This window comes from Elusimicrobiota bacterium (assembly GCA_016788905.1).
Taxonomy (GTDB): domain Bacteria; phylum Elusimicrobiota; class Elusimicrobia; order FEN-1173; family FEN-1173; genus JADKHR01.
Genome location: JAEURZ010000014.1, coordinates 294 through 20,596, shown reverse-complemented (window position 1 = coordinate 20,596; position 20,303 = coordinate 294). Strand labels below are relative to the sequence as shown.

9 protein-coding genes, 2 tRNA genes, 3 rRNA genes and 1 pseudogene (1 of these 15 only partly in view) are annotated in these 20,303 nt (G+C 50.7%); 14 read left to right on the top strand and 1 reads right to left on the bottom strand.

Annotated elements, in window-relative coordinates; all coding sequences use genetic code 11:
- Positions 1 to 27: 27 nt before the first annotated feature.
- Positions 28 to 939, top strand: a complete 912-nt coding sequence (locus tag JNK54_06855; protein ID MBL8023980.1) for a sugar kinase — start codon at positions 28 to 30, stop codon at positions 937 to 939.
- On the opposite strand, the gene rfbC is transcribed toward JNK54_06855, so the two are convergent.
- Positions 932 to 1,501 carry a dTDP-4-dehydrorhamnose 3,5-epimerase gene (gene rfbC, locus JNK54_06850; protein MBL8023979.1) on the bottom strand — a complete coding sequence of 190 codons (570 nt, stop codon included), beginning with the start codon at positions 1,499 to 1,501 and terminating at the stop codon, positions 932 to 934. The genes JNK54_06855 and rfbC overlap by 8 nt on opposite strands.
- Before the next feature lie 494 nt (positions 1,502 to 1,995).
- Here rfbC and JNK54_06845 point away from each other — a divergent pair.
- The 13 genes and pseudogenes from JNK54_06845 to JNK54_06785 all read left to right on the top strand — a co-directional run.
- Positions 1,996 to 3,531 (top strand): 16S ribosomal RNA (locus tag JNK54_06845).
- 173 nt (positions 3,532 to 3,704) lie between these two features.
- Positions 3,705 to 3,778 (top strand) — tRNA-Ile (locus JNK54_06840).
- Between the two features lie 106 nt (positions 3,779 to 3,884).
- Positions 3,885 to 3,957, top strand: a tRNA-Ala gene (locus JNK54_06835).
- A 199-nt stretch (positions 3,958 to 4,156) separates the two neighbouring features.
- Positions 4,157 to 7,525, top strand: a 23S ribosomal RNA gene (locus JNK54_06830).
- A 68-nt stretch (positions 7,526 to 7,593) separates the two neighbouring features.
- Positions 7,594 to 7,710, top strand: a 5S ribosomal RNA gene (rrf, locus tag JNK54_06825).
- Together the 16S, 23S and 5S rRNA genes with 2 tRNA genes alongside form the textbook arrangement of a ribosomal RNA operon.
- 232 nt (positions 7,711 to 7,942) lie before the next feature.
- Positions 7,943 to 8,482, top strand: a complete 540-nt coding sequence (locus JNK54_06820) for a 50S ribosomal protein L10 (protein ID MBL8023978.1) — start codon at positions 7,943 to 7,945, stop codon at positions 8,480 to 8,482.
- 49 nt (positions 8,483 to 8,531) lie between these two features.
- A complete protein-coding gene (gene rplL, locus JNK54_06815) occupies positions 8,532 to 8,915 on the top strand; it encodes a 50S ribosomal protein L7/L12 (protein ID MBL8023977.1) in 384 nt (127 codons plus the stop codon).
- A 112-nt stretch (positions 8,916 to 9,027) separates the two neighbouring features.
- On the top strand, positions 9,028 to 12,834 hold the full coding sequence (rpoB, locus tag JNK54_06810) for a DNA-directed RNA polymerase subunit beta (GenBank protein MBL8023976.1): 3,807 nt from the start codon (positions 9,028 to 9,030) through the stop codon (positions 12,832 to 12,834).
- A gap of 12 nt (positions 12,835 to 12,846) precedes the next feature.
- Positions 12,847 to 16,998, top strand: coding sequence for a DNA-directed RNA polymerase subunit beta' (gene rpoC / locus JNK54_06805; protein MBL8023975.1), 4,152 nt, complete (start codon positions 12,847 to 12,849; stop codon positions 16,996 to 16,998).
- A 10-nt stretch (positions 16,999 to 17,008) separates the two neighbouring features.
- Entirely contained in the window at positions 17,009 to 17,395 is a 387-nt protein-coding gene (locus JNK54_06800) for a 30S ribosomal protein S12 (GenBank protein ID MBL8023974.1), read from the top strand.
- A 15-nt stretch (positions 17,396 to 17,410) separates the two neighbouring features.
- On the top strand, positions 17,411 to 17,890 hold the full coding sequence (rpsG, locus tag JNK54_06795; protein MBL8023973.1) for a 30S ribosomal protein S7: 480 nt from the start codon (positions 17,411 to 17,413) through the stop codon (positions 17,888 to 17,890).
- 20 nt (positions 17,891 to 17,910) lie between these two features.
- Positions 17,911 to 20,007 carry an elongation factor G gene (gene fusA, locus JNK54_06790; protein MBL8023972.1) on the top strand — a complete coding sequence of 699 codons (2,097 nt, stop codon included), beginning with the start codon at positions 17,911 to 17,913 and terminating at the stop codon, positions 20,005 to 20,007.
- A 43-nt stretch (positions 20,008 to 20,050) separates the two neighbouring features.
- Positions 20,051 to 20,303 (top strand): annotated as a pseudogene (locus JNK54_06785) (elongation factor Tu); it runs 293 nt beyond the window's last position.

Genomic DNA, 20,303 nt, shown 5'->3' with positions numbered 1-20,303 from the left:
CGCTAACTTTGAGAAAGGGAGATCCTTGTGAGCGTTGTCGTCGTCGGTTCAGTGGCGTTGGATTCGGTCAAAACACCTTTTGGAGAAAGGACGGAAGCTCTGGGGGGCTCGGCGGTCTATTTTTCTTATTCGGCCAGTTTCCATTCGGATATAAAGCTGGTGGGTGTGGTGGGACGTGATTTCCCTTCCCAGCATCTCGATCTGCTCCGCCGCCGGAAAATAAATTTGGAGGGGCTTCAGGTCGTCGACGGGGACACGTTTCGTTGGTCGGGTTTTTACGAATATGATTTGGCGGAGGCCAAAACGCTGGACACGCGTTTAAACGTTTTTGAAAAGTTTGTCCCAAATCTTCCCGAAAGCTATCGATCGGCAGATTGCGTTTTCTTGGCCAATATTGACCCTGATCTTCAATTGCGGGTCTTGCGGCAGGTTCGACGTCCCAAGTTGGTGGCAGCGGACACCATGAATTTGTGGATTTCCACAAAGAAAGAAAAACTCAAAATGTTGTGCAAAGAGATCGATATCCTTATATTGAATGATGGGGAAGCCAGGCAGTTTTCGGGGCGTGCTAGCCTCATTCAAGCGGGTCGGCTTATCCAGTCCTGGGGTCCGAAATATGTGGTCGTCAAAAAAGGGGAACACGGCGTGTTGCTGTTTTCAAAAAAAAATATTTTCAGCGCGCCCGCGTTTCCTCTAGAAGAGGTGTTTGATCCCACGGGGGCGGGGGACACGTTCGCGGGTGGGTTTATAGGGTTCCTCAACAAAAAAAAGAACCGATTGGACGAAGCCACGCTCCACCAAGCCCTTTTCTATGGAACCGTGATGGCCAGTTTTACGGTAGAAAAGTTTTCGCTTGATCGACTCCAAACGGTCCGTCCCGTCGATATCTCTCGCCGCCTTGCCTTGTTGAGGCGGATGTCTCGCCCTTCCGTTATTTAGCGGGAACTTCAAAAACGAACGGGCTGTCGTTGTCCCCGAACGGTGGCCATCGGCTATCCTTGTCGGAAACAAGCGCTTGACCGGGCTTCACGGGCCAATCGATGTTTAAAGTGGGGTCGTTCCAAAGGATTCCGCTTTCGGCCGCCGGGCTGTAGGCGGTCGTGCATTTGTAAAAGAACACAGCGCTTTCGCTCGTCACACAAAACCCGTGAGCAAAACCGGGTGGAATATAGAGGGACCGGGCATTTTCGGAAGAAAGTTCTTCCGCGTGCCATTTTCCGTAAGTCGGCGACCCCTTTCGAAGATCAATGGCAACGTCGAGCACCGTGCCGTGGAAAACACGGACCAGTTTCCCCTGGGCGTGGGGCGGTTTTTGAAAGTGGAGTCCACGCACGGTCCCTCGGCCGGAAGAGCTGACGTTGTCTTGGGCAAACCGCGTGGGCAAGAGCGCGGTGTCGAAATCCGTTTCGTTAAAGCTCTCGAAAAAGGAACCTCGTGAGTCGCGAAACACGCGGGCCTCAACGAGAAAGAGGCCGTTCAGGGGGAGTGGCGTGATGTGCATGGGATTCCTCCGTCTAGGATTTGCGGCGGCCGCAAAAAGGTGCCCGACAAAAAAAACATTAACTTTTTTTGAGAAATAGTTCTTGACACAAATTAGGGCTTGTGTTATATTCCTCCCTGTTGGCGGTGAAATGAAACCGCTGTGCAAAATTTGAAATTCTAATTTTCGGTCCCACCCGAGGATCGAACCCAGAGGATGGAGTCTGGATCCTTTGAAGGGGGCGCTTGCGTCCCTTGGGATTTTTTTTGTATAATCGGGTCGATTTCGTAGTTTTGTTCTTTGACATTTCCAAATAGCCATTCGCGCAGGCGGGTGAGCGCTCCAAGCGAAAGACACTCTAACCAAGAGGGTCCGACGTGGGTGCTTCTCGATGCCGATTGGTATACGACGTTCAGGTGTGAATAAAGCTTGTGCATTATAGTTCAAGCAATTCCACAAGAGCCCTAAACCAAACCTCTAAAGTTTGTTCCCGTCCGCAAGGATTGGACGCAGATCTTACGGAGAGTTTGATCCTGGCTCAGAGTGAACGCTGGCGGCATGCCTAACACATGCAAGTCGAACGAATTTTGACAGTTTATCGTCAGAGTTAGTGGCAAACGGGTGAGTAATACGTGGACAATCTTCCCTCGAGCGGGGAATAACTCCGGGAAACCGGAGCTAATACCGCGTGAGACCACGTCTCGGCATCGAGATGAGGTTAAAGCTCCGCAAGGGGCGCTTGAGGAGGGGTTCACGGCCTATCAGCTAGTTGGCGGGGTTAAAGCCCACCAAGGCTACGACGGGTAACCGGTCTGAAAGGACGGCCGGTCACAATGGCACTGAGACACGGGCCATACTCCTACGGGAGGCAGCAGTGGGGAATTTTGCGCAATGGGGGAAACCCTGACGCAGCAATGCCGCGTGGAGGACGAAGGTCTTCGGATTGTAAACTCCTTTTGTCGGTGAAAAATAGCCCTGTGAAGAACAGGGTTTGATTGTAGCCGGCGAATAAGCCACGGCTAACTTCGTGCCAGCAGCCGCGGTAAGACGAAGGTGGCGAGCGTTACTCGGAATTACTAGGCGTAAAGCGTGGGCAGGCGGCTTGATAAGTCTCTTGTGAAAGCCCTGGGCTTAACCCAGGGAGGCCAAGGGATACTGTCAGGCTTGGATGTGGGAGAGGAGACTGGAATTCCCGGTGTAGCGGTGAAATGCGTTGATATCGGGAGGAACACCAATGGCGAAAGCAAGTCTCTGGACCACCATCGACGCTCATCCACGAAAGCTGGGGGATCAAACAGGATTAGATACCCTGGTAGTCCCAGCCGTAAACGATGCTCATTAGGTATGGGGGGTATCGACCCCTCCCGTGCCGACGCTAACGCATTAAATGAGCCGCCTGGGGAGTACGGCCGCAAGGTTGAAACTCAAAGGAATTGACGGGGGCCCGCACAAGCGGTGGATCATGTGGTTTAATTCGACGCAACGCGAAGAACCTTACCTGGGCTCGAACGGCCGATAGTAGGTCCCTTGAAAAGGGGAACGAACCGTAAAGCCGGTTGTCGGTCGAGGTGCTGCATGGCTGTCGTCAGCTCGTGTCGTGAGATGTTGGGTTAAGTCCCGCAACGAGCGCAACCCCTATCCTATGTTGCCACCCGCGCAAGCGGCGCACTCTTAGGAGACTGCCTCGGATAACGGGGAGGAAGGTGGGGACGACGTCAAGTCCTCATGGCCCTTATGTCCAGGGCGACACACGTGATACAATGGCGACTACAGAGGGATGCGAAATCGCAAGATGGAGCCAACCCCACAAAAGTCGCCCCAGTTCAGATTGTGGGCTGAAACTCGCCCACATGAAGGCGGAATCGCTAGTAATCGCAGATCAGCAGGCTGCGGTGAATACGTTCCCGGGCCTTGTACACACCGCCCGTCACACCACGAAAGTCCGTTGCAACAGAAGTCTTGGCTCTGCCAGGCCCAAGTTGTGATTGGTGATTGGGGTGAAGTCGTAACAAGGTAGCCGTACGGGAACGTGCGGCTGGATCACCTCCTTTCTAAGGAGTATTTCAGGACGCTTCGGCGTCGCTGAAAGAGGTCGATCGTCAGTAGCGCCTTTGGGGCGCTCACCAGCTTGCGAAGTGGCATTTGGAAATGAAATTTTGGAATCACGGGCACCCTTGCGGAGCTATGGGTGTCTGCGGCGCGCGAGAGGCGCGGAAATTCCGCAGGGCGGATAGCTCAGCTGGTTAGAGCACACCCCTGATAAGGGTGAGGCCGGTGGTTCGAGTCCACTTCCGCCCAAGTTTAAGGCGGGGTAAGGATGATGCCGGGGCCTTATTCAAGAGGGCTGCCCTCGTAAGGATACGAGGAATGCCCCAACTATTTAGGGTGAAACTCTTTGTAGGATGGGGCTGTAGCTCAGCTGGGAGAGCGCCTGCTTTGCAAGCAGGAGGCCGTCGGTTCAATCCCGATCAGCTCCACTTTGATCCTGTAAAATCAAATTTTGCAGTTCGCCGGGTTCTGGCAGCATGAAAAGCCACAATCGCAGGCGGTTCTTTGACACACGAATAGGAAAGTCAAGCGTCTAATTGTATGTTGTATCGAGCTTCAAAAAGACGTTAGGACGTTTTATGTCCAAACGCCTTGAGTAGCGCGATGCGACTGAGGATATAAAGATGCGGCTAAGTTACTAAGAGCGCATGGTGGATGCCTTGGCGCCAGAAGTCGATGAAAGACGTGGCCAGCGACGAAACGCTCCGGGGAGGTGCAAGCAACCTTTGATCCGGAGATCTCTGAATGGGGAAACCCTCCGTGGTGACAAATCACGGAACGGCAATGGAAATGCTTTCGGGAAACTGGAAGAGGTACCGTTGTCGAGACAACCCAGGGAAGTGAAACATCTCAGTACCTGGAGGAAAATAAATCAAACGAGATTCCCTCAGTAGTGGCGAGCGAACGGGGAACAGCCTAAACCCATCCTATGGTGGGTGTTGCAGGGCTTGTCCGGTTTAGAGCCGGTGAGTAAAAAATCGCTTCGTTAGTCGAACGTGCCTGGAAAGGCCGACCAAAGAGGGTGAGAGTCCCGTAAACGAAAACGAAGCGGCTCACGACAAGTACCTAAGTAACGCCGAGCACGTGAAATTCGGCGTGAATCCGGGGAGACCACTCTCCAAGGCTAAATACTCTCTGGCGACCGATAGTGCACAAGTACCGCGAGGGAAAGGTGAAAAGGACCCCTGACGGGGAGTGAAAAGAACCTGAAACCGTGCGTTTACAAGCAGACGAAGAGCTATGCCCCGCAAGGGGAATGCTCGACGTCGTGCCTGTTGAAGAATGATCCGGCGAGTTACTGTTGCATGCAAGGTTAAGCACCTTGAAGGTGTGGAGCCGTAGCGAAAGCGAGTCTTAACGGGCGACAAGTATGCAATAGTAGACCCGAAGCCAGTCGATCTAACCCAGGACAGGGTGAAGTCACCTTAAACGGTGATGGAGGCCCGAAGCGTTGACAGTTGAAAATGTCCTGCATGAGCTTGGGTTAGGGGTGAAAGGCCAATCGAGGCTGGTGATAGCTGGTTCTCCCCGAAATAGCTTTAGGGCTAGCGTGGAGTGATGACCGTGTGAGGTAGAGCACTGGATAGTGTAGGGCCGAATACCTCGGTTCCGAATCTAACCAAACTCCGAATACATACGGGAAAACTCTGCAGTCAGTTCACGAGGGCTAAGCTTCGTGCGCAAGAGGGGAACAACCCAGACCGTCGACCTAGGTCCCAAAATTCAGGTTAAGTGGTAAAGGATGTGATTTGACTCAGACAGCGAGGAGGTTGGCTTAGAAGCAGCCATCCTTTAAAGAGTGCGTAACAGCTCACTCGTCAAGTTAAGTCGCGCCGAAAAAGTCCGGGGCTCAAACCTGATACCGCAGTCACGGCTGTACGATGGATTCGTCCATTGTACGGGGTAGGGGAGCGTTCCGTTGTAGGATGAAGGCACACCGATAGGAGTGCTGGACGAAACGGAAGTGAGGATGTCGGAATAAGTAGCGATAAGGTCTGTGAGAATCAGACCCGCCGCAAGCCTAAGGTTTCCTTGTTTAAAGTTCGTCTGAACAGGGTTAGTCGATCCTAAGTCGAGGCCGAAAGGCGTAGATGATGGGCATCAGGTTAATATTCCTGAACCACATTATGTGGGTCACACCGAGGGGGGACGCAGAAAGGTAAGCCGGCCGGTAGAAGGTCACCGGTCCAAGGTGGTAGGGAGGTTCTCCAGGTAAATCCGGGGAGCCGTTCATCCCGAGAACTGAGTGCGAGCGTGTCGCAAGACATGTGAAGCGGCCCAACTACGCTGCCAAGAAAAGCCCCGCGGTTACTGCATAGTGTGTCCGTACCGCAAACCGACACAGGTAGGCGAGGAGAATATCCTCAGGCGCGCGAGCGAACTCTCGCTTAGGAACTCGGCAAACTGGCCCCGTAACTTCGGAAGAAGGGGTGCCCGATGCCTTAACTCCGTACAGGGGAAGGGGTGTTGGGTCTCAGTGAATGGGGAGCCGCGACTGTTTAACAAAAACACAGCACTCTGCTGAAATCTCAAGATGACGTATAGGGTGTGAAGCCTGCCCGGTACCGGAAGGTCATGGGGAGAGGTTAGGAGCCGCAAGGCTCCGAAGCTTTGAACTTAAGCCCCGGTAAACGGCGGCCGTAACTATAACGGTCCTAAGGTAGCGAAATTCCTTGTCGGGTAAGTTCCGACCTGCACGAATGGCTTAACGAAGGCTCCGCTGTCTTGGCGAGAGGCTCGGCGAAATTGTGGTATCCGTGAAGACGCGGATTACCTGCGGTTAGACGAAAAGACCCCGTGGAGCTTTACTGTAACTTGTTATTGCGTTTTGGGATTGGATACGTAGGATAGGTGGGAGCCTTTGATCTCTTGCTTTTGGGCAAGAGGGAGGCGTCCTTGAAATACCACCTTTTCGATTCTGAGACGCTAACCCCGTGCCGTCTATCCGGCCGGGGAACAGTAGCAGGCGGGCAGTTTAACTGGGGCGGTTGCCTCCTAAAGAGTAACGGAGGCGTTCCAAGGTTCTCTCAAGGCGTATAGAAATCGCCTGTCGAGTGCAAGAGCAGAAGAGAGCTTAACTGCGAGGCCTACAAGCCAAGCAGATCGGAAACGAGGATCTAGTGATCCGGTGGTTGATTGTGGGATTGCCATCGCTCAACGGATAAAAGCTACCCCGGGGATAACAGGCTTAACCAACAATAGGCCCCTGTGCGAGTGATTGCGCAGGATAAAAAACTAGGCTTATAACGGTGAAACCCTACTTTCTGAAGTTTAAGAGACAGGCGGATATGGCGCCCGAGGACTATGTCCTCGACAGAAAAGGGCAATACCGTGGGAACTATAGAAGTTTTATAGGTCCTGTAACGACTGTGCCGCGCTAGCAATAGCGTCGCAACGATTTCCTTCGTACGAGGGCTTCGTTCGGCACGACTTTGGCAACTGGCTTAAAATAATCAAGCTAAATTCAGAGCTAAGGTAAGACGCCTAGCCCTCACCTTTGGTGAGGTGATGATATAGTCTGCACCCAATGTAAATTGGGAAATATGTGTATCGGATCCAAGAGCCCATATCGACGATCCGGTTTGGCACCTCGATGTCGGCTCATCGCATCCTCCCGCTGGAGTAGGTGGGAAGGGTTTGGCTGTTCGCCAATTAAAGCGGTACGTGAGCTGGGTTCAGTACGTCGTGAGACAGTACGGTCTCTATCTACCGTAGGCGCAGGACTTTTGAGAGTGAGTTGTCTCTAGTACGAGAGGACCGAGATGAACGCGCCTCTGGCGTACCGGTTGGCCCACCCGGGCCACGGCCGGATAACTACTGCGCGGACGGGATAAACGCTGAAAGCATCTAAGCGTGAAGCCCACCTCAAGATGAGAAGTCCCTGTTCCCTTGTGGAACCTAAAGGCCTCCAATAGACTATTGGATTGATCGGTGGGGTGTGGAAGCGGGGTAACCCGTGGAGCTAACCCATACGAATCGGCCGTGAGACTTAGTCGCATCTTTATATCTAGCAATAACCGCTTGACTTTCCTATTGGTGAGTTGAAGAAGTTTGGGAGCAGAATTCCCGGTGCTTCTCGTAGTGGGGCCACACCCGTTCCCATTCCGAACACGGCCGTTAAGCCCATTCACGCCGATGGTACTTGGACCGCAAGGTCCTGGGAGAGTAGGTCGGTGCCGGGAACTGTGCTCCTAAACATTGCAAAAATAATTGAAATTTAATACAATTTATCCCATGCGAGAATAAAATCTCGTTACGATAATAGCGGCAAAGACCGTAGGGGCCTCAAATCCGATGGTTTTCGAAGAGGATGACCGGCTCAATTGACTCGACCAACGGGTCTCCCTACCGAGGCGCGATGGAGAAAACACTCTTCACCGTCCGGGGGGTGTTTTTTTAATTTCAGAGGTCAAAATGCCTAGTTTGAGAAAAGACAGAGAAGCAGCAGTAGACACTCTTACGAAAGAGTTTGAGGGCCTTCAAGGGCTCGTTGTTGCGGATTACGTAGGTGTAAAGACGCAAGAACTTAACGAACTTCGTGGGAAGCTAAAACCATTAAACGCTCGATGCCAAATTGTTAAGAATAGGTTAGCGAAGATTGCGCTTAAAAACAAAGGCATCGATGGGGAATTTGGCGATTTTTTTAAAGGGCAATCGGCGCTCATTATTCATAAAGGCGATGCCTTTGCCGGTTTGAAGGTAATTGTGGACTTTGAAAAAAGCCACGCGAACATGAAAGTTCGGGCGGGATACATAGATGGCAAAATTATAAAATCGGCTGATCTGAAAGTGGTTGCTTCTCTCCCACCTCGGTCTATTCTGCTTTCACAACTTTTAGCCCGTCTTCAAGGACCTGTTACACAATTGGCTGGCGTGTTGACTGCCGATCTTCGAAATCTGGCCAGCGTGTTGGAACAGGTGGCTAAAAAGATAGAAAAAGCCGGATCTGTTTAATATTTAGGGACATTTTGTCCCTTGGGGCGACTGCCCTCTCGGAGGAAATATGTCGAAGTGCACAGCAGAAGATGTGATGGAATCGATTGATTCATGGACAATTCTGGACGTACATAAGCTCGTCAAGGGCTTGGAAGAAAAATATGGAATTTCGGCTGCTCCCGCTGTCGTTGTTGGTGGCGCCGTGTCCGCAGGTGCTGCGGCTCCCGCGGCAGAAGAGAAGACAAGTTTTGCTGTCGTTCTTCAAGGCGCAGGTCAACAAAAAATCAACGTCATCAAGGTCGTTCGTGAGTTGACGGGATTGGGCCTCAAAGAAGCAAAGGATTTAGTGGAAGCCGCTCCCAAGAACGTCAAAGACGGTCTTTCAAAAGATGCCGCTGAAGAAATGAAGAAAAAATTAGCGGACGTTGGGGCCACTGTCGAAGTTAAATAAATTACCGAGGCACCACTTGCTCCTTTGCGTCCAGGGGCCAGAGAAAATATCTGGGTGACCATAAACCGTTCCTAATTTATTCGCGCTGTAAGGAGAACCGGGTAATCCTCATATGAAAAAGCTGTCTTTTGCTCGTATTCATCCGTCCATCGAATTGCCACCGCTGCTGGAAATGCAGACACGTTCCTATGAAGAATTTCTTCAATCGGATGTGCCGCCCTCTGAGCGGAAGATCCAAGGCTTGCAGGCTGCCTTTATGGACGTATTTCCTATTACGAGCACCGATGAGGTGTTGTCTCTCGAGTTCATGCATTATACTTTAGGACAACCGCGGTATTCTGTGAATGAAGCCCTTTCAAAAGATGCAAACCACTCCGTGCAATTGCGCGCGTGGTTGCGGTTGGTTCAAAAGCAACCGGGGGGGAAACCTAAAGTTCTGACCGAACAGGAAGTCTATTTCTGTGACCTCCCTCTCATGACAGGCCCGGCCACGTTCGTGATCAACGGAGTTGAGCGGGTGGTTGTCAGTCAGCTGCACCGCTCGCCCGGGGTTATATTTGAAGAAGATGAAGAAAAAAAGATCTCTTCATACGGCAAGCGACTTTTCTTCGCACGCCTGATCCCTTACCGCGGTGCATGGGTTGAATTTGAATTTGATTTAAACAACGCGATATTTGTTCGGATTGACAAAAAAAGGAAACTTCCAGCGACCACTATTCTCCGGGCCATGGGAATTGAATCGGATGCGGAAATCCTTTCTCTCTTTTATGAAACGGAAACGCTTTCTTTGGCCGATCGTCAGCCCGAAGATGTTGTGGGAAAAATTGTGGCACGAGATTGTGTTGACACAACGACGGGCGAAGTGGTTATGGAAGCGAACAAAGAAATCACTCGGGAAGCTTTTATTCGCCTTCAGGACAGGAAAGTGCGCTCGATTGACGTATTGCAGTCGGATCCTCAGGTGAACGACGTTGCCATTCGAAACACCCTTTTAAAAGACAACATCAAGACAAGAAAAGAGGCCATTCAAGCCATCTATAGGGTGGTGCGTGCTCAGGAATTTATTGTTCCGGAGCAGGCTGAAAGCTATTTGGACAATATGTTGTTTAAATCCATCCGGAAGTATGACCTGACAAAAGTAGGTCGATTTAAAATCAATCGGAAATTAATGCCCTTCTTCGAAGCGTTGGCGGAACGGAAAGACATTAAATTTGAAGCTCCGAATGATCGCCGACGGACGCTTGCGCGTGAAGACATCATTGCAACTCTCCAATACCTTATTCTTCTTAACAATGAGGCGGCTCATCAAGAATTTGGCAAGGTATCGGTGAAAGTAGAGATTGATGATATCGACCATTTAGGAAATCGCCGAATTCGGTCCGTGGGTGAACTCCTGGAGAATCAGGTGCGTGCGGCCCTTGCCCAAATGGCACGGTTGGTCCGTGAACGGATGAACGTCCAGGAAAACAATCAGCTTACGCCGCGGACGCTCGTTAACGCATCGGCGGTTGTGGCGTCGGTTCGTCGTTTCTTTGGTTCTTCTCAATTGTCCCAATTCATGGATCAAACAAATCCATTGGCAGAAATGACCCACAAGCGGCGATTGTCGGCTCTTGGGCCTGGAGGGTTGAACCGTAAGCGTGCGGGTTTTGAGGTTCGAGACGTTCATCACACCCATTACGGGCGACTGTGTCCGATCGAAACGCCGGAAGGTCCAAACATCGGATTAATCACTTCCTTGGCGTGTTACGCGCGTATCAACCAATATGGTCTTATTGAGACCCCTTATAAGAAAGTTGAAAAGGGACGTGTTACCGATGAAATTGAGTATTTAACGGCCGATAAAGAAGACAGTTATGTCATTGCCCAGGCGAACGCTCCAGTGGACAAGAACAATCGATTTTTAAATGAAGTGGTCGCGTGTCGCCATAAAGGAGATTTTCCACAAAAAACGGCTGACGAAATCGACTACATGGATATTTCTCCTGTTCAAGTGGTATCCACCTCAGCGGCACTGATCCCGTTTCTTGAACATGACGATGCGAACCGCGCTTTGATGGGGTCTAACATGCAGCGCCAAGCGGTTCCCTTATTATTCCCTGTTCGTCCCTTGGTGGGGACAGGGATTGAGGAGCGTGTCGCTCGCGATTCTGGTGCTGTTGAGATTTGCAAGCGGGGGGGAGTTGTGCTCTCGGCCTCGAGCGATCAGGTGGCTGTTTATGTGGAAGAAGGAAAAGGCGGGGTGGATTTGTATCCCCTCCGTAAGTATGTCCGGTCGAACCAGGACACATGCTTGAATCAAGTCCCTTGTGTGAAACAATTTGATCGGGTAAAAAAAGGCCAAGTTTTAGCGGATGGGCCGGGAACACAAGGTGGAGAGTTGGCCCTCGGCCGAAATCTCCTTGTGGCCTTTATGCCTTGGGAAGGGTATAACTTCGAAGACGCAATTCTCCTTTCTGAAAGATTGGTGCGAGATGATGTTTTTACTTCTATTCACGTGTCGGAGTTTCAAGTGGAAGCTCGCGATACAAAAATGGGGGCAGAAGAAATTACCCGAGATATCCCGAACGTTGGAGCGGAGTCCTTGGCCAACTTAGATGAAACGGGGATCATTCGTGTGGGTGCCGAAGTGGCTCCTGGAGATATTTTGGTTGGAAAAGTTGCCCCGAAGGGTGACCAGCAAACCACTCCTGAGGAGCGATTGCTTAAAGTTATTTTCGGGAAAAAAGCGGAAGATGTGATGGATTCTTCTTTGCGCGTTCCGCCGGGCGTCACGGGAAAGATTTTGGCCACAAAAATATTTATTCGCAAAGAAAAAATGGCTAAAAAAGATGAAAATAAAAAAATAAAAGAAATCGACAGCGAGCTTGAATCTAAAATTGAATCCCTTCGCGCGGACCGCAAAGCACAACTTCTGGATGTGCAGGAACGCCAGGAGGCGGGTGCGTTATCGAAAAGCGAAGCGGTGGAAGAAAAGAAAATGTTTGAGGGGCTTGCCGATCGATTGATCGATGAAGCGAAGAGCCGTGCCGCCCGGGAAAAAGAAAATTTCAAAATGGGCGACGAAATGCCCGTGACCGTTAACCGTGTGGTCAAGGTCTACATAGCGTCAAAACGAAAAACCCAAGTGGGAGATAAATTGGCGGGTCGGCACGGGAACAAGGGTGTGGTGGCAAAGATAGTTCCCCCGGAAGACATGCCCTATATGCCAGACGGAACACCGATTGACGTGGTTCTCTCTCCTCTTGGGGTGCCATCCCGAATGAACGTGGGCCAACTTCTCGAAACAACATTGGGGTGGGCTTCCCATATCTTAGGTGTGGAATCCGCGACGCCTGTGTTTGATGGGGCGAAAGAAGAACAAGTTTACGAATTAATGCGAGAAGCAAAGAAAAAATTACTTGAAAATGGATGGAAAGAGGAATGGCTCCCAAGCGACGACGGACGAATTTCATTAAGGGATGGTCGGACGGGAGAACTTTTTGCCAACAAGGTGACTGTGGGCTACATGTATATCCTCAAGCTCGCCCATTTGGTGGAAGACAAAATTCACGCCCGTTCCACTGGCCCTTACTCTCTCATCACTCGTCAACCTTTGGGGGGTAAGGCTCAATTTGGTGGACAACGCTTTGGGGAAATGGAAGTGTGGGCTGTCGAAGGGTATGGGGCAAGCCACACGTTACAAGAATTTTTAACCGTTAAGTCGGACGATGTGCAAGGCCGAACAAAAATGTACGAAGCGATTATCCGCGGTGATGTTGTGACGGAACCGGGCGTTCCTGAAAGTTTCCGCGTTTTGGTTCGAGAGCTTCAGTCGTTGGGATTGAGTGTGGATTTATTAAAGGCGGGGGAAGTCGCGGAGCCTTTGGGTGATGCGAAGAGTCCCGTAAATGAAGAAGCCGCCGTGGCGAAGGAGTAGCCGGTGTCAACTATTTTTGCGGAACGAAAAAAAGAAGTCAAAAAGAAAATCCCGGGAGGGATAAGTTTTACCGGGTTTGACTCTATCCGTGTGACCATCGCTTCGGCGGAACAAGTGCTGTCCTGGACGTTTGGGGAAGTGCGTAAGCCTGAGACCATTAACTACCGCACGTTTAAGCCGGAGAGAGACGGTTTGTTTTGTGAGCGAATCTTCGGACCCGTTCGCGATTGGGAATGCAATTGCGGAAAGTATAAGTTCATCAAGTACAAGGGCGTTGTTTGTGACCGCTGTGGAGTGGAAGTCACCGAATCGAAAGTACGCCGTGAGCGCATGGGTCACATTGAACTTGCTGTTCCTGTTGCGCACATCTGGTTTTTAAGAAAATCCCCATCCCGGATGGGGACACTCCTTAACCTGAAGCTTTCTGATATTGAAAAAGTCGTTTACTACGCGCGTCATATTGTGCTTGGCGAATGGAAAGACGCTGACGGAAAGGTAAAATATAAGGCACGTCAACTCCTTTCCATTGAAGAACTTCATAAGGCGAAGGAAGAAACAAAAGGCAAAGTGTCCGTTGGCATTGGAGCAGGGGCGATCCGCCAGTTGCTTGAACAAATCGATCCTAAGGCAGAGTCTATCGAAGTTCGGACTCAACTGAAGGTGGCAAATTCCGAAGCAGAAAAAACTCGGTTGATTAAACGCTTGCGTGTCCTTGAAGGGTTTGTTCGTTCCGGTACTCGGCCCGAAAATATGGTGATGACGGTTCTTCCGGTTATTCCACCGGACCTCCGTCCTTTAGTGCCTTTGGAAGGGGGTCGATTTGCGACCTCGGATTTGAACGATCTTTACCGCCGGATTATTAACCGGAACAATCGGCTGAAGCACATCGAAGGCCTCCGGGCTCCGGAGGTGATGGTCCACAATGAGAAGCGTCTTCTTCAGGAAGCGGTGGATGCCTTGCTGGAGAATGGGGTACATGGGAAAGTCGTCGTTGGGGCTGGAAATAGGCCGCTGAAGTCCCTGTCGGATATCTTAAAGGGAAAACAGGGGCGGTTCCGTCAAAATCTTCTTGGAAAGCGCGTGGACTATTCCGGACGGTCGGTTATTGTGGTAGGTCCAAACTTAAAATTACACCAGTGCGGATTACCGAAGGAAATGGCCTTAGAGCTTTTTAAACCCTTTATTATTCATGAACTCATGAAACGTGAAAGTTGCACGCTCCGGGCGGCAAAACGAATGTTGGAGCGAGTAAAACCAGAAGTGTGGGATATCCTCGAGCAGGTCACGCGGAACCATCCTATTCTTTTGAACCGAGCTCCGACCCTGCACCGTTTGGGTATTCAAGCTTTTGAGCCTGTCCTTATTGAAGGGAAGGCGATCCAGCTTCATCCTTTAACGTGCGCGGCCTTTAACGCTGATTTTGACGGTGACCAGATGGCTGTTCACGTGCCCTTGTCGTTGGAAGCGCAATTGGAAGCACGGTTGTTGATGATGGCGACCAATAATATTTTGTCTCCGGCCTCCGGTCGTCCTATCGCCGTTCCTGCGCAGGATATGGTATTGGGGTGCGCCTACTTAACAAAAGAAAAATTAGGCGTGCCCGGGGAAGGAAGGATCTTTGGAAGTTGCGATGAAGTCGTTTCGGTCCATCAAGTCGGCCAAGGGCAGATTGATCTTCACGCTCGAATTAAGGTGTTGGGTGTGACGTCCCTCATGGAAGAAGGGCTTTCCGATAAGGAGATTCACAGCGCGGTTAAGTGGAAAAGCTATACGACGGTTGGTCGGGTGATCTTTAACAGTGTTGTCCCGCAAGAATTGGGATTTGTCAATACGTCAGTGACCAAAAAAGAATTGGTTTCTTTGGTGGACCGGTGTTACCGAGAGCTGGGTGTGAACCGAACCGTGACGTTCCTTGATGAGATTAAACGTCTTGGATTTCGTTTCGCCACTGTGGCGGGACTGTCTATTTCACTATCGGAAATGCACATCCCGAAACTCAAAGACGAGTTGGTTAAAAAAGCCAAACACGAAATTAAGGAAATTGAAAAACAATCGAAAGCGGGTGTGATCACCGACTCGGAGCGTTACAACAAGATCATTGATCTTTGGACTCATGTGACGGATCAGATCGCCGATGTCATGTTTGATGAAATGAAAAAAACTGAACAAGCGGTGTACAACCCTAAAGAAGCCAAATTCAATTCTGTTTATATGATGGCGGATTCTGGCGCACGAGGCAGCCGCCAGCAAATTCGCCAGTTGGCGGGTATGCGTGGATTGATGCAAAAACCGCAGAAAAAAATTACGGGTGCCGTTGGGGAAATTATCGAATCTCCGATCATTTCAAATTTCCGCGAGGGGCTGACCGTTTTGGAATACTTTATCTCGACCCACGGAGGTCGTAAGGGGTTGGCGGACACCGCGCTGAAAACGGCGGACGCGGGGTACTTGACGCGTCGATTGGTAGACGTGGCTCATGATATCGTGGTTTATTCGGAAGACTGTGGCACGATTAACGGCATTCGGATTGGGACGATTCGATCGGGTGACGACATTATCGAGCCGTTGGAAGAGCGGTTGGTGGGGCGATTCACTTTGGACAATGTGGTGGATCCTACCACCGATGATTTGCTTGTGAAATCAGGAGAAATGATTACAGTTCCTCAGGCCAAAAAAGTAGCTGCAGCGGGAATCGATCGCATTCGAATTCGTTCTGTTTTGACCTGCGAAGCCGTGTATGGAGTGTGCGCGAAGTGTTACGGACTCAATTTGGCCAACGGACGCCGAGTGGAAGTCGGGGAAGCTGTGGGTGTGATCGCGGCCCAGTCCATCGGAGAGCCGGGAACTCAGTTAACCCTTCGAACCTTCCACATCGGCGGTACGGCGAGCCGCGTCATTCAAAAGTCGCAAATTTCTGCCGAAAAAGGCGGGACGGTTAAGTTTATGAATTTGCGGACAATCAAGAACCGAGACGGTGTTCTTGTTTCCGTCTCGCGCAACGGGGTGTTGGCTTTGCGTGAAGCGGGCGGACAGGAAAAAGAACATTACGATATCCCTTATGGCGCTCGGATCCGTGTGCCCGAAAACTACAAAGCCGAAGCGGGAGAAATTCTTGCTCAATGGGATCCTTATTCTCTACCCATTATTTCCGAATATGAAGGTGTGGTGAAACTTCAGGATGTTGTTGACGGGATCACCATGCATGAAGAAAAAAACCGGATTACAGGTCTTATCGAGCGGGTGATTATCGAACATCGGGCGGAGCAACTTCAGCCCCAAGTCATCGTCAATGAGGGTGGAAAACGTAAGGCGGGTTATCCTCTCCCGGTGGACACGAATATGGTTGTCCATAACGGGGACAAGGTGGAACCCGGCGATGTTTTGGCCAAGATTCCTCAAGAAGTTTCAAAAAGCAAAGATATTACGGGAGGATTGCCTCGCGTTGCTGAACTTTTTGAGGCGAGAAAACCCCGAAACTCAGCGGTCACGTCGGAAATCGATGGAATGGTGAAATTAGGCCAAACAGCCCGAGGCACCATGAAAGTGACAGTGACCAACGAAGATACCGGGTTGGCGCGAGATTACAATATCCCCCAGGGAAAACATTTGGTCGTTTACGAAGGCGATCGCGTGGGGGTGGGAGAACCCTTAACGGATGGAGCGGTAAACCCCCATGATATTCTTCGAGTGCGCGGGGCTAAGGAAGTTCAAGAATTTTTGGTGAACGAGATTCAGGAAGTATACCGCCTTCAAGGGGTCGGCATGAACGACAAGCACATTGAGGTTATTGTGCGGCAGATGTTGTCCAACGTGCAGATCACCAAGTCGGGTGGGACGGATTTCTTGATGGGAGAAGTCATTTCGAAAATCAGATTCAATAAAGAAAACAAGCGTGTGCAAGAGTCCGGGGGAGAGTCCGCGGAAGCGCAGCCTGTTCTTCTTGGAATCACAAAGGCGTCATTGTCATCGGATTCCTTTATCTCGGCGGCGTCTTTCCAAGAAACAACACGGGTTCTCACGGACGCCGCTTCTACGGGGCAATCCGATCCTCTGCGCGGGTTAAAAGAAAATGTCATTATTGGGCATCTGATCCCGACAGGGTCCGGTCTCTATGACCGTGAGCGCCTCAAAAAATCCAAACTGTTCGCCGAGAAGGCTGGCTAGGAGATTTAGAATGCCAACAACAAGTCAATTGGTAAGAATGGGCCGAGAACCGATGATTTTCAAAACAAAGGCACCGGCGCTCCGCTCTTCTCCTCAACGTCGAGGTGTATGCACGCGTGTTTACACGACGACACCCAAAAAACCCAACTCGGCTTTGCGGAAAGTCGCACGGGTCAAGCTCTCAACAGGAATGGAAGTCTCGGCGTATATCCCTGGGGTCGGGCACAATCTTCAAGAACATTCCATTGTCCTGGTCCGTGGTGGGAAAGTGAAAGATTTGCCTGGGGTTCGATATCACATCGTCAGAGGCCCCCTGGATGCCACGGGAGTTACGGATCGAAAGCAAGGGCGCTCCAAGTATGGCGCCAAGCGGCCAAAATCCGCTGATAAAAAATAAAGAGAAGGTAACGCAATGCCTCGTAAAGCTCTAAAACCAAGGGAAAAACGTGGAATTCCCGATCCGGATTTCAAGTTCAGTTCGGTTCTGGCCGCTCGATTTATTGGACGTGTCAATTTTATGGGAAAAAAAGTCACCGCGGAAAAAATATTTTACGGTGCCATGGATCAAGTTAAAGAGAAAACGGGAGAGGACGCTATGACCGTTTTCAATCGGGCGATCGAAAACGCTCGGCCCCTCTTGGAAGTCCGACCCCGTCGGGTAGGCGGGGCCACGTATCAGGTTCCAAACGAAGTTCGACCTGAGCGTGGGCAGACGATTGCGTTTAAGTGGATTCTTCAGGTCGCTCGTGGGAAGTCGGGGAAGCCCATGGCGAACCGCTTAGCGGAAGAAATTCTTCTCTGTGCTAAGAAAGAGGGGCCTGTCATGAAAAAACGCGAAGATTCCCACAAGATGGCTGAGGCCAATCAGGCCTTTGCTCACTACCGCTGGTAGAAAAGGATTTAAGACATATTATGCCACGAGAATTTAATTTAAACAAAGTTCGAAATATTGGGATCACCGCGCACATTGATGCGGGGAAGACAACAACGACAGAACGAGTACTGTATTACGCTGGTCGAATCCATAAAATAGGCGAAGTCCATGATGGGAATACAACCATGGACTGGATGGCACAAGAGCGGGAGCGTGGTATTACCATTACTTCAGCGGCCACGTATTGCCGCTGGCGTGACTGTCAGATCAACATCATTGACACGCCAGGTCACATCGATTTTACCGCTGAAGTGAACCGATCCCTCCGCGTGTTGGATGGCGCCGTGGTTTTGCTGGATGGGTCGCAAGGGGTGGAACCCCAATCGGAGACCAATTGGCGCTTGGCGGACCAGTATCATGTTCCCCGAATGATTTTTGCCAATAAAATGGATAAGGTCGGTGCGGATTTTTACGATTGCGTTAAATCCGTAACCGAAAAGCTTGGCGTCCAGGGTGTCCCCATTCAACTGCCGATTGGAGCGGAATCGTCTTTTAAAGGGATCGTTGATTTGGTTGAGATGAACGCCCTTGTTTGGGATGGGGAAGAATTGGGAGCGACTTTTTCAGTGGTCGACATCCCTGCCGATTTAAAAGAAAAAGCGGCCAAATTCAGAGAAGGAATGGTTGAAGCTTTGGCCGATCATGACGATACGCTGGCCGCGCAATTTTTGGAAGGGAAAGCGGTGTCCAAAGAAGAAATAAAGCGTGTTTTGCGGAAAGCCACCATTTCAGGAAAATTTTTTCCGATGATGTGCGGGTCTTCCTTTAAAAACAAAGGCGTTCAGCCTATGTTGGATGCGGTGTGCGATTATCTTCCGTCTCCCTTGGACGTTCCCCCAACGAAAGGACTCGAGGTGGGTGGGGAAGGGGAATTGATTCGCGAAACAAAGGATGACGCGCCCTTTTCCGCATTAGCTTTTAAGATCCAGAGTGATCCTCATGTTGGAAAAGTTACCTATTTCAGGGTATATTCAGGGAAAATAGCCTCTGGGTCTTATGTGTTTAATTCGAACACAGGCAACCGAGAGCGGTTGGGTCGAATTCTTCGGATGCACGCCAACAAACGGGAAGAAGTTGCTGAAGTCTATGCGGGAGAAATCGCGGCGGGAGTGGGGTTGAAATCTGTTATTACAGGCCAAACTCTTTGCGATGAAGAGGCTCCGATCATTCTCGAATCGATGAAATTCCCCGAACCGGTTATTTCCGTGGCGATTGAGCCAAAATCCAAAGCGGACGAAGAAAAGATGGGTATTGCTCTCAATCGGTTAGCGGAAGAAGATCCCACGTTCCGTGTACGAACGGATATTGAAACAAACCAAACAATTATTGCAGGGATGGGAGAACTTCATCTGGATATACTGGTGGACCGGATGAAGCGCGAGTTCGGTGTTCAGGCGAATGTGGGACAACCCCAGGTCGCTTATCGCGAAACCTTCCGGAAAAAAGTGGAGTCGGAGGGTAAATACATTAAACAAACAGGTGGACGCGGTCAATACGGCCACGTCTGGTTGGAGCTTGAGCCGTTGCCTCCCGCTTCTGGATTTGAATTTGTTGATAAAATTAAGGGGGGGCGAGTTCCCCGAGAATACATTCCTGCTGTGGAGAAGGGGTTAAGGGAGTCCATGGAGTCAGGGCCTTTGGCAGGGTATCCCATGGTGGATTTCCGGGCCACTTTGACGGATGGAAGCTTTCATGAAGTGGATTCCAACGAAATGGCATTCAAAATTGCGGCGTCACTGGCGTTGAAAGACGGTGTTCGTCGGGCTGGAGCGGTTTTGATGGAGCCCATCATGCGAATCGATGTGACAACGCCCAAAGATTATTTGGGAGATGTTATGGGTGATTTGATGCGGCGGCGTGGAAAAATTGAAAGTCAAGACAACAAAGGAAACGTGACCATTATTCATGGAAATGTGCCTTTGAAAGAAATGTTCGGCTACGCGACGACCTTGAGATCTCTTTCTCAAGGTCGGGCGAGCTACAGCATGGAGCCAAGTCATTACGAAGAGGCCCCGCGCAATATTCAAGAAGAGATCGTACAGAAATACCAGGGCGCTGTCGCTGCTGGACGCTGACGAGTCAAAAACCGGTTCGAACCGATAACGAAGGAGAATAAAAATGGCAAAACCCAAGTTTGAGCGCACAAAACCCCACGTGAACGTGGGGACGATCGGACACGTGGACCACGGGAAGACGACCTTGACGGCGTCGATCCTGCAAGTTTTGGCGAAGCAGGGGAAGGCGCAGGTGAAGTCTTATCAGGATATCGCGAAAGGCGGGACGGTGCGAGACGATTCGAAGATCGTGACGATCGCGGTGTCGCACGTGGAGTATGAGTCGGAAAAGCGTCACTACGCCCATATCGACTGCC

Coding starts and splice junctions, on each gene's coding strand:
- rfbC (MBL8023979.1), bottom strand. CDS start 1,501: ATGCACATCACGCCACTCCCCCTGAACGGCCTCTTTCTCGTTGAGGCC.
- JNK54_06820 (MBL8023978.1), top strand. CDS start 7,943: ATGCCTAGTTTGAGAAAAGACAGAGAAGCAGCAGTAGACACTCTTACG.
- rplL (MBL8023977.1), top strand. CDS start 8,532: ATGTCGAAGTGCACAGCAGAAGATGTGATGGAATCGATTGATTCATGG.
- rpoB (MBL8023976.1), top strand. CDS start 9,028: ATGAAAAAGCTGTCTTTTGCTCGTATTCATCCGTCCATCGAATTGCCA.
- JNK54_06800 (MBL8023974.1), top strand. CDS start 17,009: ATGCCAACAACAAGTCAATTGGTAAGAATGGGCCGAGAACCGATGATT.
- rpsG (MBL8023973.1), top strand. CDS start 17,411: ATGCCTCGTAAAGCTCTAAAACCAAGGGAAAAACGTGGAATTCCCGAT.
- fusA (MBL8023972.1), top strand. CDS start 17,911: ATGCCACGAGAATTTAATTTAAACAAAGTTCGAAATATTGGGATCACC.